At 63.5% G+C, this 18,296-nt stretch carries 7 protein-coding genes; 1 reads left to right on the top strand and 6 read right to left on the bottom strand.

Going from position 1 to position 18,296, the window contains the following annotated elements; all coding sequences use genetic code 11:
* Positions 1-5: 5 nt before the first annotated feature.
* Complete coding sequence (locus ASR47_RS26940) at positions 6-143, top strand: carbohydrate porin (RefSeq protein ID WP_245714217.1); 138 nt, start codon at positions 6-8, stop codon at positions 141-143.
* Between the two features lie 59 nt (positions 144-202).
* On the opposite strand, the gene ASR47_RS28140 is transcribed toward ASR47_RS26940, so the two are convergent.
* The 6 genes from ASR47_RS28140 to ASR47_RS07535 form a co-directional block, all read right to left on the bottom strand.
* Positions 203-331, bottom strand: a complete 129-nt coding sequence (locus tag ASR47_RS28140; RefSeq protein WP_281218426.1) for a hypothetical protein — start codon at positions 329-331, stop codon at positions 203-205.
* A gap of 21 nt (positions 332-352) precedes the next feature.
* Positions 353-12,739 carry a YDG domain-containing protein gene (locus ASR47_RS07515; protein WP_065307154.1) on the bottom strand — a complete coding sequence of 4,129 codons (12,387 nt, stop codon included), beginning with the start codon at positions 12,737-12,739 and terminating at the stop codon, positions 353-355.
* A 29-nt stretch (positions 12,740-12,768) separates the two neighbouring features.
* Positions 12,769-14,424, bottom strand: coding sequence for a ShlB/FhaC/HecB family hemolysin secretion/activation protein (locus ASR47_RS07520; protein ID WP_245714289.1), 1,656 nt, complete (start codon positions 14,422-14,424; stop codon positions 12,769-12,771).
* Between the two features lie 634 nt (positions 14,425-15,058).
* The gene (locus tag ASR47_RS07525; RefSeq protein WP_065307155.1) at positions 15,059-16,198 is read right to left on the bottom strand and encodes an AAA family ATPase; all 1,140 of its coding nucleotides are present in this window, start codon (positions 16,196-16,198) and stop codon (positions 15,059-15,061) included.
* A complete protein-coding gene (locus ASR47_RS07530) occupies positions 16,195-17,088 on the bottom strand; it encodes an RNA ligase family protein (protein ID WP_065307156.1) in 894 nt (297 codons plus the stop codon). The genes ASR47_RS07525 and ASR47_RS07530 overlap by 4 nt, the downstream gene beginning before the upstream one ends.
* A 286-nt stretch (positions 17,089-17,374) precedes the next feature.
* Positions 17,375-18,244, bottom strand: a complete 870-nt coding sequence (locus tag ASR47_RS07535; protein WP_065307279.1) for an NAD(P)-dependent oxidoreductase — start codon at positions 18,242-18,244, stop codon at positions 17,375-17,377.
* Positions 18,245-18,296 lie beyond the last annotated feature (52 nt).

The following is an 18,296-nucleotide window of genomic DNA, read 5'->3' on the forward strand; positions in this document are numbered from 1 at the left end:
CTGAACTGCGCGCCTTTGTCAGCTATGGCAAATGGAACGATGCGGCCACCGCGTCGGTCAACGCAGCCAACAACAGCGGCCCGATCTACAACAACAATACCAGCGGCACCTCGTACGGCTTCCAGGTTGAAGCCTGGTTCTAAGCTTTAGCTGATGGAACAAAGGCGGAACTTCGGTTCCGCCTTTTTTTTGTGCTGTACGTTCAGGCCCATAACGCCAGGCACATCTTGTCGATGGCAAGCTTGCCCGCAACCACCATCAGCAGCACCGCCTGAAGATCACCTGGCCAAAAAAATGCCGCTTCGGCTATCAACCGAAGCGGCATGTCCATTGGCCGCAGCTTGAATTGGACTTACTGGCTTTCGAGGCTGGTGTTAGTCCCTTGCGTCGGCAGCCGCAGGCCGGTATCGATCACGCTCAGGCGCAAGCCTGGCAACACATTGGTGGTCACCGTGCCACTCAGTTGCACTGCCGGCGTATTGACGGCGCTGGTGCCATTGCCGGTATTGGTGCCCTGCTCAGGCTCGCCCTTCGCTGCGGCAACCGCTTCCACCTTGCTGTCCACCTTCTGCCCCGTCGTCACCACTTCGGCCTGCACCATATTGCCTTGCGATGGCGCCACATTGACGGCCGCCGCCACGCTGGCCAGCGTGCTTTGCAGCGCCTCGGTCGGATTGACGGTCAACACGCCCGGCGTGTAGGTCAGCGCATAGTTGGTCGAGGACTGGCCAGCCGCCGACACCAGATAGTTGCCCGATGGCGAACTGGTGCTCGCCGGCGTGCTGAACGCCAGGGTGCCGCTGACTTCGTTTGCCAAAGTGTCGCTGCCGATCAAGCCCGTGTAGCGGGCCGTAAAGTCCGGATTGGCGCGGCCCTGGTCTTTTTGCGCATTGTTGACCTGCACGCCCAGCACCGCCTGCGTGATGCTGGCCTTCAGGCCGGCCGGGTTGCTGACCGTGTAGTTGCTGGCCGAACCGCTGGCCGTATCCGCCAGGGTCGTGCCCGTCACCGTCACGCTCTTGCCATTGGCCGCGTTCCTGTCACTGAACACAGCCGTCTGGCCCCCCAGGCCCAGGGTTTCGCCTGCCATCAGACCGCTCAGCACGCCACCGGACAAGCTGGCTGCCGTATTGCCGTCATAGACTTTATTAACGGCCAACTGACCGCTCACCGTCAGCGCTTTCGGTGTAATGCTGGCCGTCAAGCCGGTCGGATTGCTGACCGAGTAGTTGCTGGCCAGGCCGCTGCTGGTGTCGAGCAAGGTGGTGCCGGTCACCGTCACCGTCTTGCCATTGGCCGCGTTCTTGTCGCTGAACACGGCAGTTTGACCCGCAATGCCCAGGGTTTCACCGGCCACCAGGCCACTCAGGGCACCGCCGGACAGGCTCGCTTGCGTATTGCCGTCATACACCTTGTTGCCTGCCAGCTGGCCCGTGACCGTCAGCGCCTTGGCCGTGATGCTGGCGCTCAGGCCGGTCGGATTGCTGACCGTATAGTTGCTGGCCAAGCCGGTGCTGGTGTCGCGCAAGGTGGTGCCGGTCACGGTGACCGTCTTGCCATTGGCCGCGTTCTTGTCGCTGAACACGGCGGTCTGACCCGCAAAGCCCAGGCTTTCGCTGCCCACCAGGCCGCTCAGGGCGCCGCCGGACAGGCTGGCTGCCGTATTGCCGTCATAGACTTTATTGCCGGCCAGCTGGCCGGTCACCGTCAGGGCCTTGGCCGTAATGCTGGCGCTCAAGCCGGCCGGGTTGCTGACCGAGTAGTTGCTGGCCAGGCCGGTGGGGGTATCGACCAGGGTCGTGCCCGTCACGGTGACCGTCTTGCCATTGGCCGCATTCCTGTCGCTGAACACGGCGGTTTGACCCGCAATGCCCAGGCTTTCACCGGCCACCAGGCCGCTCAGGGCGCCGCCGGACAGGCTGGCTTGCGTATTGCCGTCATAGACTTTATTGCCAGCCAGTTGACCGGTGATCGTCAGGGCCTTGGCCGTAATGCTGGCGCTCAGGCCGGTCGGATTGCTGACCGTATAGTTGCCGGCCAAGCCGGTGCTCGTGTCGAGCAAGGTGGTGCCGGTCACGGTGACCGTCTTGCCATTGGCCGCGTTCTTGTCGCTGAACACGGCGGTCTGACCCGCAATGCCCAGGGTTTCACCGGCCACCAGGCCGCTCAGGGCGCCGCCGGACAGACTGGCTGCCGTATTGCCGTCATAGACTTTATTGCCCGCCAGTTGGCCGGTCACCGTCAGGGCCTTGGTCGTAATGCTGGCGCTCAGGCCGGCCGGATTGCTGACCGTATAGTTGCCGGCCAGGCCAGTGGCGGTGTCGACCAGGGTCGTGCCCGTCACGGTGACCGTCTTGCCATTGGCCGCGTTCTTGTCGCTGAACACGGCGGTCTGACCCGCAAAGCCCAGGCTTTCGCTGCCCACCAGGCCGCTCAGGGTGCCGCCGGACAGGCTGGCTGCCGTATTGCCGTCGTAGACTTTATTGCCGGCCAGCTGGCCGGTCACCGTCAGGGCCTTGGTCGTAATGCTGGCGCTCAAGCCGGCCGGGTTGCTGACCGAGTAGTTGCTGGCCAGGCCGGTGGCGGTATCGAGCAAGGTCGTGCCGGTGACGGTCACGGACTTGGCGGCGCCGGCGTTCTTGTCGGCAAACGCCGCACTCTGGCCGCCGATCACCAGGGTTTCACCGCCGACCAAGCCCGCCAGCACGCCACCGGACAACTGCGCCGCAGTATTGCCATCGTAGACTTTATTGCTGGCCAGTTGGCCGCTCACCGTCAGCGCTTTCGGTGTAATGCTGGCCGTCAAGCCGGTCGGATTGCTGACCGTATAGTTGCCGGCCAGGCCAGTGGCGGTGTCGACCAGGGTCGTGCCCGTCACGGTGACCGTCTTGCCATTGGCCGCGTTCTTGTCGCTGAACACGGCAATTTGACCCGCAATGCCCAGGGTTTCACCGGCCACCAGGCCGCTCAGGGCACCACCGGACAGGCTCGCTTGCGTATTGCCGTCATACACCTTGTTGCCCGCCAGCTGGCCCGTGACCGTCAGCGCCTTGGCGGTGATGCTGGCCGTCAAGCCGGTCGGGTTGCTGACCATATAGTTGCTGGCCAGGCCAGTGCCGTCAGCCAGGCTGGCGCCGCTGACGGTGACCATCTTGTTGCCGCCCGCATTCTTGTCGCCAAACACGCCCGTGGTGCCGGACAATACCAGAGTTTCGCCAGCGACCAGGCCCTGCAAGGCGCCACCCGTCAGGCTGGCCGACAGCGTGCCGTCGTAGACCTTGTTGCCCGCCGCGATGCCACCGATGGTGAGTTCCTTCGGTGTGATATTGGCCGACAATCCGGTCGGGTCGCTGACCGTGTAGTTGCTGGCCAGGCCAGTGCCATCAAGCAGTGTCGCGCCGCTGGCGGTCACGGCAATATTGCTGGCCACATTTTGATTGGCAAACGTGCCCGCCAGGCCGCTCAGCGACAGGGTTTCATTATTGACCAGTCCATTCAAGGCTCCCCCCGTCACGCTTGCCGCCAGCGTGCCGTCATATACCTTGTTGCCCGCCGTTGCACCGCTCACCGTCAGCGCTTTCGGCGTAATGGTGCCGGTGCCGCTGGCCATATTGCTGGCCAGGCTGTAGTTGCCCGCGTCCGTGCCGCCCAGGACGATGCCTTCGACCTTCACGGTTTTGGCACCGGCATTCCTGTCGCTGAACGCGGCCTTGGTGGCGGCAAAGGACAGGCTGTCGCTGCCCAGCAAGCCGTTGTAGGTAGCGCCGGCGTTCAGGCTGGCCGCATCCGTGCCATCATAGGTTTTGCCGGCGGCCGTGATACCGCTGACGCTACTGATTTGCGCCTGGGTAATGGTGCCGCTGCCCGTGCCGGTGGTGGCAGTCAGCTTGTAATTGCCGGCATCCGTGCCGCCCAGGGTGAGGCCGCTGGCAGTGACGGTCTTGCCGCTGCCGGCGTTCTTGTCAGCAAACGTGGCCGAGGTGGCGCTGACATTCAGGGCGTCGCCATTGAACAGGCCGGCAAAGGTGGCGCCGGCATTGGTGACCGTGGCCGTGGTGGTGGTGTCATAGGTCTTGCCAGCAACCGCAATACCGGTCACGCCCGTGATGTCCGCCTTGGCGATATCGGCTTTGACATTGATCGGGTTGCTGACCATGTAGTTGCTGGCCAGGCCGGTGCCATCGCTGATCTGCGCGCCGCTGACCATGACGGCTTTGTCGGTGCCGGCGTTTTTGTCGCCAAACACACCCGACAAGCCAGACAGGCCCAGGTTTTCCCCAGCGACCAGGCCGTCCAGGGCGCCGCCGCTGATCGTTGCCTTGGTGGTGGCATCGTAGACTTTATTGCCGGCTGTCAAGCCAGTCACCGTCAGCGCTTTTTGCGCGATGCTGGCGCTCAAGCCGCCGCTGCCGGCCACCGTGTAATTGCTGGCCAGTCCGCCGTTGCTGCCGCTGGACAAGGTGCCGCCGGTAATGCCGACGGCCTTGCCGTTGCCTGCATTCTTGTCGGCAAACGTACCGGTGAGCGTAGCCAGGCCGACCGTTTCCGTACCGACAAAGCCGCTCAGGCTGCCGCCCGTGATGGTGGCGTCGAGCGCGCCGTCATAGGTTTTATCCGCCGCCAGCGCACCGGTGACGCTCAACGCTTTTTGCGTGATGTTGCCCGTGACACCAGTCGGATTGCTGACCGTGTAATTGCTGGCAGAACCTGTGCCGTCGGCAATGCTGACGCCCGACACCGTCACCGCCTTGCCGTTGCCGGCGTTCTTGTCGGCAAACACGCCACTGCCGCCCGAAACCAGCAGCGTTTCGCCGCTCACCAGGCCGCTCAGCGTGCCGCCGGCCAGGCTTGCCGCCGTGCTGCCGTCATACACCTTGTTGCCAGCCGTCATACCCGTTACCGTCAGCGCTTTGGGCGTGATATTGGCGACGAGGCCGGCCGGATTGCTGATCGTGTAGTTGGCCGCCAGGCCGCCGTTACCGCCGTTGACCAGGGTGGTGCCGGTCACCGTCACGGCCTTGCCGGTGCCGGCGTTCTTGTCGTCAAAAGAGGCGCTCAAGCCGTTCACGCCCACCGTTTCCGAGCCGACCAGGCCACTGACCGAGCCGCCCGACAAGGTCGCCTTGGTACTGCCGTCGTAGACCTTGCTGGTAGCCGACATGCCGCTAATCGTCAGCGCCTTCGGCGTGATGGCGCCGCTGCCGGTGCCGATGGTGGCCGTCAGGCTATAGTTGCCGGCGTCCGTGCCGCCCAGGGTGAGGCCGCTGGCGGTCACGGTTTTGCCGCTGCCGGCGTTCTTGTCGGCAAACGTGGACGAGGTGGCGCTGACCGTCAGCACGTCGCCATTGACCATGCCGGCAAAAGTGGCGCCGGCGTTGGTGACGGTCGCCTTGGTATTGGCGTCATACACTTTGCTGCCGGCCACGATATTGCTGACCGTACTGATGGTCGCCTGGCTGATATTGGCCGTCACGCTCGCCGGGTTGCTGACCGTGTAGTTGCTGGCCAGCCCGGTGCCGTCGGCCAGCGTCGCGCCGCTGACCGTCACGGTCTTGCCGCTGCCGGCGTTCTTGTCGCCAAACGTACCCGACAGACCCGACAGGACCAGGGTTTCGCTACCGACCAGGCCGCTCAAGGTGCCGCCGGTAACGCTCGCCTTGGTAGTGCTGTCATAGACCTTGTTGGCGGCCGCCACGCCAGTCACCGTCAGTGCTTTTTGCGTGATGCTGGCAGCGAGGCCGCTGGCAGGGCCGACCGAATAATTGCTGGCCAGGCCGCCGTTGCTGCCGCTGGCCAAGGTGCCGCCGGTAATGCTGACGGCCTTGCCGTTGCCTGCATTCTTGTCCGCAAACGCACCGGCCAGGCTGGCCAAGGCGACCGTTTCCGTACCGACAAAGCCGCTCAGGCTGCCGCCCGTGATGGTGGCGTCGAGCGCGCCGTCATAGGTTTTATCCGCCGCCAGCGCACCGGTGACGCTCAACGCTTTTTGCGTGATGTTGCCCGTGACACCAGTCGGATTGCTGACCGTGTAATTGCTGGCAGAACCTGTGCCGTCGGCAATGCTGACGCCCGACACCGTCACCGCCTTGCCGTTGCCGGCGTTCTTGTCGGCAAACACGCCACTGCCGCCCGAAACCAGCAGCGTTTCGCCGCTCACCAGGCCGCTCAGCGTGCCGCCGGCCAGGCTTGCCGCCGTGCTGCCGTCATACACCTTGTTGCCAGCCGTCATACCCGTTACCGTCAGCGCTTTGGGCGTGATATTGGCGACGAGGCCGGCCGGATTGCTGATCGTGTAGTTGGACGCCAGGCCGCCGTTACCGCCGTTGACCAGGGTGGTGCCGGTCACCGTCACGGCCTTGCCGGTGCCGGCGTTCTTGTCGTCAAAAGAGGCGCTCAAGCCGTTCACGCCCACCGTTTCCGAGCCGACCAGGCCACTGACCGAGCCGCCCGACAAGGTCGCCTTGGTACTGCCGTCGTAGACCTTGCTGGTAGCCGACATGCCGCTAATCGTCAGCGCCTTCGGCGTGATGGCGCCGCTGCCGGTGCCAGTGGTGGCCGTCAGGCTATAGTTGCCGGCGTCCGTGCCGCCCAGGGTGAGGCCGCTGGCGGTCACGGTTTTGCCGCTGCCGGCGTTCTTGTCGGCAAACGATGCCGAGGTGGCGCTGACCGTCAGCACGTCGCCATTGACCATGCCGGCAAAAGTGGCGCCGGCGTTGGTGACGGTCGCCTTGGTATTGGCGTCATACACTTTGCTGCCGGCCACGATATTGCTGACCGTACTGATGGTCGCCTGGCTGATATTGGCCGTCACGCTCGCCGGGTTGCCGACCGTGTAGTTGCTGGCCAGCCCGGTGCCGTCGGCCAGCGTCGCGCCGCTGACCGTCACGCCCTTGCCAGTGCCGGCGTTCTTGTCGGCAAACGTACCCGACAGACCGGACAGGACCAGGGTTTCGCCACTGACCAGGCCACTCAAGGTGCCGCCGGTGACGCTCGCCTTGGTGGTGCTGTCATAGACCTTGTTGGCGGCCGACACGCCGCTGATCGTCAGCGCCTTGGGCGTGATGCTGGCCGTGATGCCGGTCGGATTGCTGACCGAGTAATTGCTGGCCAGGTTGACGCCATTGACCAGGGTAACGCCGCTGACGGTCACGTTCTTGCCGGTACCGGCATTCTTGTCGGCAAACGCGCCGGCCTGGCCCAGGAAGCCGACGGTTTCGCCGACCACCAGCCCGCTCAGGGCGCCGCCCGTCAGGTTGACCATGGTATTGCCGTCATACACCTTGTTGCCGGCCGTCATGCCGGTCACTGTCAGCGCCTTGGGCGTGATGCTGGCCGTGCTCGCCAACGACGCGCCGACCGTGTAATTGCTGGCCAGGCCGCCGCCAGTGCCATTGCTGAGGGTAGCCGCCACGACCGTCACGGTCTTGCCGCTGGCCACGTTCTGCTCGTCGAAGAGGCCGGCCACGCTACCCAGACCCAGCGTTTCCCCGCTGACCAGGCCGCTCAACGTGCCGCCGCTGACGATGGCCCCCGTGCTGCCATCGTAGACCTTGTCGGCCGCCGTCGCGCCGGTCACCGTCACTGTCTTGCGCGTGATATTGCCGGTCGCGCCGGTGACGTTGCTGACCGTGTAATTGCTGGCCAGGCCAGAGGCGTCGCCCAGGATGGCGCCGGTCACCGTCACGGCCTTGCCGTTGCCCGCGTTCTGGTCGCTGAAGGTACCGCTCTGCCCGGACAGGTTCAGGGTTTCACCGCTCACCAGGCCATTCAGGGTACCGCCCGAAATGGTGGCCTTGGTGTTGCCGTCATAGCTCTTGCTGGCAACGGTCACGCCGCTGACCGTCAGGGCTTTTTGCGTAATATTGGCCGTCAGGCCAGTCACGCTGGCGAGCGTGTAGTTGCCAGCCAGGCCGCCATTGCTGCCGTCGGACAAGGTGCCGCCGCTGACCGTCACGGCCTTGCCGGTGCCGGCGTTCTTGTCGCCGAACGCGCCGGACAGCGCGCCCAGGCCCACCGTTTCGGTGCCGATCATGCCGCTCAAGGCGCCGCCGGTGATGACGGCGGCCGTGAGCCCGTCATAGGTCTTGTTGCCGGCCACCGCGCCCGACACTGTCAACACTTTCGGCGTGATGGCGCCGCTGCCGCTACCGCTGCCAGCGGTCAGGTTGTAGTTGGCCGCGTCCGTGCCGCCCAGGGTCAGGCCGCTGGCGGTCACTGTCTTGCCGCTGCCCACGTTCTTGTCGGCAAACGATGCCGAAGTGGCGCTGACCGTCAGGATGTCGCCATTGACCATGCCGGCAAAGGTGGCGCCGGCATTGCTGACCGTGGCGGAGGTAGCACCGTCATACTCCTTGCTGGCGGCCACGATATTGCTCACCGTATTGATGGTGGCCTGGGTGATATCGGCCGTGACGCCGGTCGGGTTGCTGACCATGTAATTGCTGGCCAGGCCGGCGCCGTCGGCCAGCGTGGCGCCGCTGATAGTCACTGCCTTGCCGGTAGCGACGTTCTTGTCGGCGAACACGCCAGACAGGCCGGACAGGCCCAGCGTTTCCGAACCGACCAGACCGGTCAATACGCCGCCGCTGACGGTGGCCTTGGTGTTGCCGTCATAGACTTTGTTGCCAGCCGTCGCGCCCGTCACGGTCAGCGCCTTGGGCGTGATGTCGGCCGTCACGCCGGTCGGATTGGTCACCGAATAATTGCTGGCCAGGTTAGCACCGTTGACCAGCGTGATGCCGCTCACGGTCACGCTCTTGCCGGTGCCGGCGTTCTGGTCGGCAAATGCGCCGGCCTGGCCGGAGAAGCCCACGGTTTCGCCGACCACCAGGCCACTCAAGGTGCCGCCCGCCAGGCTGGCCGTGGCATTGCCGTCATAGGTCTTGGCGCTGGCCGTCATGCCGCTCACCGTCACCGCCCTCTTGTCGATGGTCACGTTGCCTGCGCCGTAACTGATGATATAGCCGCGCTGGCCGGAATACAGGCCGCCGGCGGTAATGGCGTAGGTGCCGACGTTGACCGCATTGCCTGCCGCTCTGGTGTTCAAGGTCCCCAGCAGCGATGCATAGGCGCCAAGCCTGCTGGCGGTGACGCCAGAGGCCGTAAAGGTGCTGGTGCCGTCATAGGCCTTGCTGTTGTTGGCGGCAAAGTTGACCTGCAACGGCGTCATGAAGGCGCGCAGCAAGGGATAGCTAAGGCTGTCGTAGATAATCCAGGTATTGGCCAGGTCCCAGGTCGCCGCCGTGTAGGTGGCCTGCGATTTCATGGCCGTGGTGCCCAAGCCCGTGCCGGCGGCGCTGCTGGCCTGCCCACTGGTGGCGGTGTCCCAGAAGTTGCCGGTGGCGCTGCCGGTACTGGCGCCCGCCAGGCCGCCCGTATTGCTGCTTCCCGTGACCACGCCGGTGGCGTAGTTATTGCTCAAGGCACCGGAGTTGACGCCAGCCAGGCCGCCCACCGTGTTGGTGCCGCTCACGGCGCCCGAGGCGTAGCTGTTGCTGACAGTGCCGCTGTTGTTGCCGACCAGGCCGCCCGTGTTGGCGGTGCCGGTCACGCTCATGGTGCTGTAGCTGCCGCTGATGGTGCCGGCATTGTTGCCGACCAGCGTACCGGTAGCCGTGGCGCCGTTGACGCTGCCGCCGTCCAGGCCCACGTCGCGAATCACCGCCGTGCTGGAGGTGGCGCCGAACAGGCCGGTACTGTCGATGCCCGGACGGTTCAAGCTCAGGTTGGAAATGACATGGGCGGCGCCGTCGAAGGTGCCGGTAAATGGCGCCGCCGTGCTGGTGCCAACCGGCACGAACGTGGCGCCATTCCAGACATCGCCCGTCGTGCCGGTGGCCGCCATATTGAGGTCGCGGGCCAGCGTGTAATTGCCGGCCAGATTCATCGCCATCAATTGCAATTGATGCGGCGATTTGATGGTGGTGCTGTACTCGGACGACAACATCGGTCCGGTGGCACCCAGCGCGCCGCCCGCATTGTTTAGCGTGCCGTCGGTATTGACCATGACCCAGTTGTTGCCCGACTGGCCGGTGCTGGTGGTGAAACTGAAGTTGTCGAAGCTGGTTCCCGTGCGCATTTGTGTCGCGCTCAGGGGGTTCACCTTGGTGGCCGATCCAGTGCCGTCGCCGATGGCGGAACCCAAGTTGACGGTGGAGTTGAAGTAACCGCCGGTGATCGTCGCGGTTGCGTTGTTGAAGCCGATGACGCCGCCTGCCACAGTGGTGCCGGCGACGGTGCCGGTCAGCGTGACCTTGCCGGAAGAATAGACATTGGTGACCGAGCCGGCCGCAGTGCTGGTGCCGTTGGCGCCGACCACGCCGCCCACCGAGCTGGTGGCGCCCGTGACGTCGCCGGTGGCGTAACTGTTGCTGATCGACGAGCGGTTATTGCCGACCAGTCCACCCGTGGATACGCTGGCACTGGCAAGACCGCCCAGGCCCAGGCCCGTCACCGTGCCGGTGGCATAGCTGTTGTTGATCTGCGACGAGGCAGTGGTCCAGCCCACCAGCCCGCCAACATGGCCGCTACCCGACACGGCGCCGGTACTGAAGCTGTTGTTGATCAGGGCAATCGAACCACGGTTGCTGGCCACCAGGCCGCCGGCATCGATGCCGACCGCTACCGCGCCAGTATTGAAACTGTTGGTAATGGCGCCGTAATTGATGCCGACCAGGCCGCCACCGGTATGCTTGGCGGTAGCGGTGACGGCGCCGGTATTGTAACTACCAGTGATCTTGCTGGCCTTGGTGCCAAGGCCCACCAGGCCGCCAATCACGGTATCGAGCGTCGCGTTGGTGACAGTGATCGTGGCGCTGCTGCCGCTGTTGAGGATGGTGCCGCTGTTTTTGCCAACCAGGCCGCCGATATACGCATAGCCCGGGGTGGTCAGGCTGCCGCTCACATAGGCATTATTGATCAAGCCGCTACTGGAACCCACTACTCCTGCCGCATTACCATAGGAACCACTGCCCGGCACGCTGGAAGTCAGGTTGACGTCGAGCACGCCGACATTGCGGATCTGTGCAGCCGTAGTGATCGTACCGAACAGGGCAGCCGAGAGGTTGCTCGTGCTGTTGCTACTGGTCAAGCCGGTAATCACGTGGCCCAGACCCTCGAACTGCCCCGTAAATGGCGTAGTATTGGTGCCGATCGCGATGAAGCCGTTGGCGCCCCAGATGGCTGTGTTCGACGTGGCGCTGGCATCGATATTGGCGCCCAGCGCATAGTTGCCCGACATGAGGTTCCTCATGCCTTGCAAATCGGTGCCAGTGACGCTGCCGGCCGCGCCCAGGCTGGTGATCATCGTATAGACCTTGGTGGTGCCGTCACTGCCCTGCTTGGTGCTGAAACTATTGCCCGAGGGGAGATTGACCTCGGCCTTGATCGTGATATGCGCGGCATTGCTCGACGCGACGGTGCTCTGGCCATATTCGAGCGCCAGGCTGGCCGTGCCGGTGCCGGTCATCGGCTTGTTGATGTTGATATTGTTTTGCGCGGTCAGGGTCAGCTTGTTGGCCGACCAGGCAATCGCTTCGTTGACATTGACGTCGCCAGCCGTGCCGCCAGTGCCGTCGGTGCTCAGGATCTGCACCGAGCCATTGCTCAGGCCGGTCATCAGGTCGGTGCCGGTCATATTGCCGCCGGATGCGGCGATCGTGAAGTCGACCGGGTCGATCAGCCAGGTGCCGGACAAACCATTGGCCGCCTTGGTCGTCACCTTGATGCCCTTGGCAATGTTCACATGCGCGGCCGAGGTGTCGATAAAGCCGCCTTTGCCTCCGGCCGGCGCGCTGGCGTCCAGCGTGCCGGCCGCGTTCACCGTGCCGGTCTGCATGTCGCCCAGCAATTTGATCGTGCCGCTACGTGTATCGATGGTGTGCGCCTCGATCACGCCGGTGTTGTTGACCACGGTTTTGAGCAGATTGCCGGCCGCCTGCGCCGTCATCACCACGCTGCCGCCATCGGCCTGGATCAGGCCGCCGTTTTGCACCAGCGCCCCCACCGCGCCACTGTCCACCGCCACCTTCAGCAAGCCGTCACCCGCCACGTCCAGCGTGATCGCCTGGCCGGCCGCCAGCGCCACCGAACCGAGCCGTGCATTGATCGTGCCTTCGTTCGACACATGCGCCCCCAGCAAGGCGACAAAGCCGCCCGGCGCGTTGAGCGCGCCCTGGTTCAGCACCCTGCCCGTGCCGTTGCCGGCAAATTTGTAGTTGCCGGCCATAAAATCGGCGTTATTGATATCGAGCGTCGACGCCACCAGCCCGGCGGTGTTGACCGAGGCCCCCTGGCCGAACAGGATGCCGTTCGGGTTGACGATGAAGACTTTGCCATTGGCCGACAGATTGCCAAGGATCGTCGTGCCGTCATTGCCCAGCACCCGGTTCAGCGCCACCGCATGGCTGTTCGGCTGCACGAACTGCACCGATTCGCCCTGCTTGATATTGAAGTTGGCCCAGTTGATCACCGCATTCTGGCTGCCCTGGTGGATCACCGTCGAACCCGGCGCACCGCTGATGTTCGCCTGGCCCGCCACCACCGTGCCGCCCGTCGGCCCGGCCAGCGCCAGGCTGCCGTAGCCGAGCATCAATGCCGCCGCCATGCTGGTCAGCGCAAACTGCGCGCCGCCGCCGCTGCTGCCGGGCATGGAACGCTTGCCGGCCGATTTGACGTTTTCGGAAACGGCGGCGTAGGCGCCGGTGGCCTGGTTCCAGATGGAGCGGTAGATGCGGTTCATGGCGGGTCCTGACGGGTAATCGTTAATTTTTAGAAATATTTGACGGCCTGCAGCCAGAAGCGGCCCGCGGCATCCGGCGCCGAGGTGGCTTTGGCATTGCCCAGCTTGTGTGCGTAATACGCCTTGACCAGCAAGGCGTTGGCGCCCGTCCACGACAGGCCCACGCCGGCGCCGCTCAGGGTGCGGCGGTTCTCGCCCGGGCTCCACTGGTTGCGGTTGAGCTTGACGGTGCCGGTGTCGGCAAAACCGATTACTTGCAACTGGCCGGCGATGGCCTCAAAGGCCGGCAGATTGCGCCGCAGTTCCAGGTTCAAGACATAGCCCTGGTCGCCATACGCCTCGCCACCCGGATAGGCGCGCACGCCGCCGACGCCGCCCAGGCCCATTTTTTCCGACACATCGAGGTTTTTCGAGGCTGCCTGCGCGTTGACGATGGCAAACAGGCTGCTCTCCTCGCCCAGGCTTTGCAGGCGCGAGGCGGTGAGACCCAACTTGTGGAAGCTGCCGTTGGCCTTGACCGTCAGCGCATCGATCTGGCGCGCCACTGGCGTTTCAATGTCCACCTTGCCGGTGGTATAGGTCAGCGAATAATTGTTGACGCCGCCACCACCGGCACCATCCTTGCTGTCGCCATTGAGATTGAGTATCCAGATTGTGGCGCTCTTGTCGTTGACGGTGGCGGTCGATGCGGTCTTGTCCTGGAAATCCTTGCTGTCATAGTTCAGTTGCGCGTACAGGCTGCCGGCGCGCGCGCGGATCAAGGGGTAGCTGCCATACACGCTGGCAATCTTTGCCGTGCCCTTGGCGTCAAGCACGGCGAATTCCTTGCCCAGCTTGTAGTCCATATGGGTGTAGGCCGTACCCAGGCGCAGCAGGCCGGCCTGGCCCTGGTAGGCGGCGCGCACGTAGTTCAGCCCGTCGGTCGAGGTGAAGGCGCGCACGGTGGCCACATCGCCGATGCCGGCCAGCTCATTGATGTTCAAGGTGGCGCCGATGCGGTTGCGGCCCGTGTAGCGGTTGCCCTGGTTGTCGAGGTCGACGCTGCCGTTGAAGCGCGCACCGGGCAGCACGTCGACGATCAGGTCGGACGCCCCCAGCGAAGCGCCCGGCGCCAGGGTCGAGCTGACCTGCACGCCCGGCAGGTCCGACAGCAGCAGCAGGCGGCGTTCGAGCGGCGTGGTGGCGATCACTTCACCGTCCAGGCCCGCCAGAATATTATGGGCCAGGCCGTCCGACAGATTGCTCTTGTTGCGCAGCTGCACCTGGCCATACTGGCCCGGCAGCACGGCGATCTGCACCACGCCATCCTGGATGTCCTGCGCCGGCAAATAGGCCTGCGCCAGGAAATAGCCGTGCGTCTGGTAATGACTGGCGATGCGGTTGGCCAGGTTGCGCAGTTCGGCCAGGGTCAGTTCGCTGCCGGGCACGAAGCCACTGGCGGCGACCAGTTCGCTTTCGGTGTAGACCGGCGGCGCGGTGACCTGCAGGCGCGCTACCTTGATGCGGGTGCTGTCGCCGACGGTGGCGGCCGGTAGATCGCCCTGCTGCACGCGGATGACGGGAGCCGCTTTCGGCAATGGTGGCGCGACGGGAATCTGCTGCAACTGGCTGCCGGCGGTCGGTTGCTGGGCGTAGGCGCCCTGGATCAGCAGCAGCAAGGTCAGGGGAATCAGTGTGGAGCGCAAAAGTATCCTCTCGGGTCGCGGGATGCGAAGCAAAAACGTTACTATCTTCTGGAAAAGGTTTCTATATTTTTAATACTTATAAACTGGAAATTAACTGCTTTTTATTCAATCCCGTCAAGAATTCCGGCAATGAGGCATTCTCAAGAAAACAAGCTATTCAGATCTGCTTTAGCTTACACATTTTCCACACAGAATTAATCTCCGATAATCACACCAGCCCGTCGCAACTGACGACTTGCCAGGCCAGCTGCGCGCTGCCAGCCCATAAAATTTAACAATATCAAAAAATATTTCTACAGGGAAACAAATAAAATATTGTCTTATATTTTATCTTTATGTATTGTTTATTTATTTCAGCAATATTTAAAATGTCAATAAAGCAAACAATTTAACAATTTGTCGGCATAATATGGATGAAAAGTTACAATCACAGTAGTATTGTGTCCGAATCATGACAGGCAAGAAGCGCCATGTGCCGATCCTTGCCATGAAAAGCGCTGGACGAGACTGCCCGCCGACGGGCAGGTCCGGCCACTTGCAACACATCGGCCTGGCATTGAAAGTAATCTTCAGAAATCTGCCTGGACGACCAGATACGTTGCCGCTTTACAACATTTACATGAGAGATGCGCGATCAGGCCACGATATGGCGCACACGATGTGCCTCTTGCGGCAATGGTATTTCCCAGTTCCACAACATCGCTTGCAACTTCTTGTTACTCAAGGAAGTATCGCGCAAGCCATTGCGGCGCAGCAGTTCCTTGCGGGTTTGCTCCAGATACACGATCTCAACCTCGGCATGGTATTTGTAGAGCAGGTTCAGGGTTTTCTCGCGCATCAGCGTTGACAGGTGCGTGGCGTTCCACACAAACGGCAAGCCCTTGCGCAGCAGTTCGCGCGCCCGCTCTTGCGTATAATCGCCCACCTGTCCGTCGTTCTTGCCATGGCGCAGGCCCAGCGCCTGGCGTGCATCATCGAAAGACACCACCGGCAGTTGCGGATGGTGTTTCTCTACCCAGCTATTCTTGCCCGACGCCGGCAGGCCCGACATGACAATCACCTGCGAACCCGGCTCCTGGAACAATGGATAGTCGGGATGCGCTTCGGTGCCGCGGAAGTATTTCACGCGCGTATGGTCGCCGGCAAAGGCCCGCGGCCGGTCGTAACAGCCCTCCTCGCGCGCCAGTTCGCGAAACAGCTCGATGGCGTCGAGTACACGCTGCGGATCGGGGCAGATACGCCCGCGGATATCGGCCTCGGCCAGCATCGCCAGCAAGCCGATATCGACCTGCCACGACAGTTCGCGTACGGTAAATTCGGGCGTCACGCCACGGCGCGAGGTTTCCAGCACAAAGAACGGCACCTGGTGCACATTGATCAAACGGCAGACCGCTTCGCGCGCGGCAAACGGCACGCCGGCGTCCCACAAGGCGATGCGGGCGTCGAGCGCGCCCCTGCGCGAATGGCCCGGCTGGCCGATGGCGCCCGTGACGGGATCGATCACGGTGGTGCTGCACTTGGCCACATCGTGCAGCAGCGCGGCCAGGAACACGATTTCCTGCTGCGCGCGCGTAGCCTGCGCATAGGCCGGCATGGCCAGCAGCGCCTCGACCACCATCATGGTATGCGTCCATACATCGCCTTCGGCGTGGTAGAGCGGGTGTTGTGGCGTGGTCCTGGCCAGTTCCAGTTGCGGAAAAGCAGCCAGGCAGGCGGCAAAATCGGGCGAGCGGCCGGGATGGGGCACCAATTGGCGCAGGGTAGTCCAGTTCATCGTGTGCTCCGTTTCTTCGTCAGTGCAGCCAGTTCGTCGGGCGAACGGCAAGTGTGCAGGCCCAGGCTGTGCCAGGTCACCGGCGGCTGCGGCGCATACAGATCCACGCCCGGCGCCAATTGATTGGCAATCAGGGGCCGCGTGGCGTGGTGCGAGCCGCTGTCGAGGATGGTTTGCGTGAAGTCCTGGCGCACCAGCTTGTAGCGCGCCAGCACTTGCTCGTCGTCTTCGACCTTCAGGTACAGGCCTTCGGCCAGGTCCGATTTGTCGGTCTGCTGCCAGCACAGGGGCAACGGCAAACGCTCGCGCGCCACCACCGTCTCGAAAGCCGTGCGCCACACGCCCGACTTGGCCAGCGCGTGGCGCAGCAACAACCACAGTTGCTGCGTGGTCGCCGGCATGAGCCCTGCATACAGCACCGGCACCGGCAGCACGGGCGAGCCCGCCAGCAAGGCATGCCGGCGCGCCGTCGACAAAAACGTGCGCGTGCGGCGGCAATAGATGTCGAACTCGTTGAAATAATGCGGCAGGCTATCGTAGAACACGGAATGCTTGCTGTAGGCCCATTCGCCATACATCACGTACTGGTCTTCCAGCAGCGCCAGCAAGGCTTGCTCATGGGCATGCGCCCACGGTTTCAACAGATTGAACTGGCGTTCGCCACCGCCGCCAGCCAGGTAGTGGCCGCGCGACTGCAGCAGCACCTCGCCCGCCTCGCTGAACGACACGGCGGCGTTGGCGCCATCGATTTTTTCTTCGATGACGACGTATTTGCCGGCCAGCCGCCTCAATGGCATTTGGTCAAGGGCATCGTCGCCGGGCTGCAGGCGCGAACCTTCCAGGTGCGGCGTGCGCGGGTATTTGAATAACGGTAAATTGGGTAAAAACATGGCGTCACACGCCGCGTTCACCGGGGCGTGTCCTTTGCAGGGTCAGGGGTGCTGACGACGGGGTCGGGCGTGGCTTACCTGGAGCACAAGGTGTCGCGGCAATCGGTGGCGTTGATCGACAAGATCAAGGCGCCGGCCGATGCTGCACAGGGCAGTTCGTCAGCGTTAGCAGGTGATGGCGAATTGGCGCGGCACTTTTGGCTCCAGCATGGAAGAGGTTGGGTAAAGAAGCTGCAATATAACGGCAGCGCCGCCGGATTGCAAGCTTGTACCTTGCAAACGAGCGCTACTTCCTGGCCAGGCGCGTGATCAGGCTGGACGTATCGTAACGGTGGCCGCCGGCCTGCTGCACTTCGCCATAGAACTGGTCGGTCAGGGTGGTGACCGGCAAATCGCTGCCGTTGCGCTGCGCTTCGGCCAGGCAGATGCCCAGGTCCTTGCGCATCAGGTCGACGGCAAAACCGAAGTCGAACTTGCGCTCGATCATGGTCTTGCCGCGGTTTTCCAGCTGCCACGATTGCGCCGCCCCCTTGGAAATCACGTCGACCACCAGCGCCGCGTCGAGCCCCGCATTCTCGGCAAAGGCGATGCCTTCGCTGAGCGCCTGCACCAGGCCGGCGATGCAGATCTGGTTGACCATCTTGGTCAGCTGGCCCGAACCGGACGGCCCCATGTAGGTCACGGCGCGCGCGAACAGCGCAATGACGCTCTCGGCGCGCGCATAGGCGTCGGCATCGCCACCGGCCATCACCGTCAGCTTGCCGTTTTCGGCGCCGGCCTGGCCGCCCGAGACGGGCGCGTCGAGAAAGAACACGCCCTTTTCTTTTGCGGCCGCATGGATCGTGCGCGCCGCTTCGGCGGACGCCGTCGTATGGTCGATGAGGATGCTGCCCGGCGCCATGCCCGAGAGCAAACCGCCCTCTTCGAGGATCACCTGGTACAGATCGTTATCGTTGCCGATGCAGGTAAAAACGAACTCAGTCCCAGCAGCCGCTGCGGCCGGCGTGGCGGCGCCATGGCCTTTGTGCCGTGCCAGCCAGGCTTGCGCGCGTGCCGGATTACGGTTGTACACGGTCACGTCGTGCCCGCCCGCCGCCAGATGGCCCGCCATCGGGAAACCCATCACGCCCAGGCCGATAAATGCCACTTTTGCCATATTGTCCATCCCCTTGTCATGGTTGAATAATCCGCTGATTGTGGCACACCTT

The sequence above is a fragment of the Janthinobacterium psychrotolerans genome (assembly GCF_001677885.1).
GTDB lineage: Bacteria > Pseudomonadota > Gammaproteobacteria > Burkholderiales > Burkholderiaceae_D > Janthinobacterium > Janthinobacterium psychrotolerans.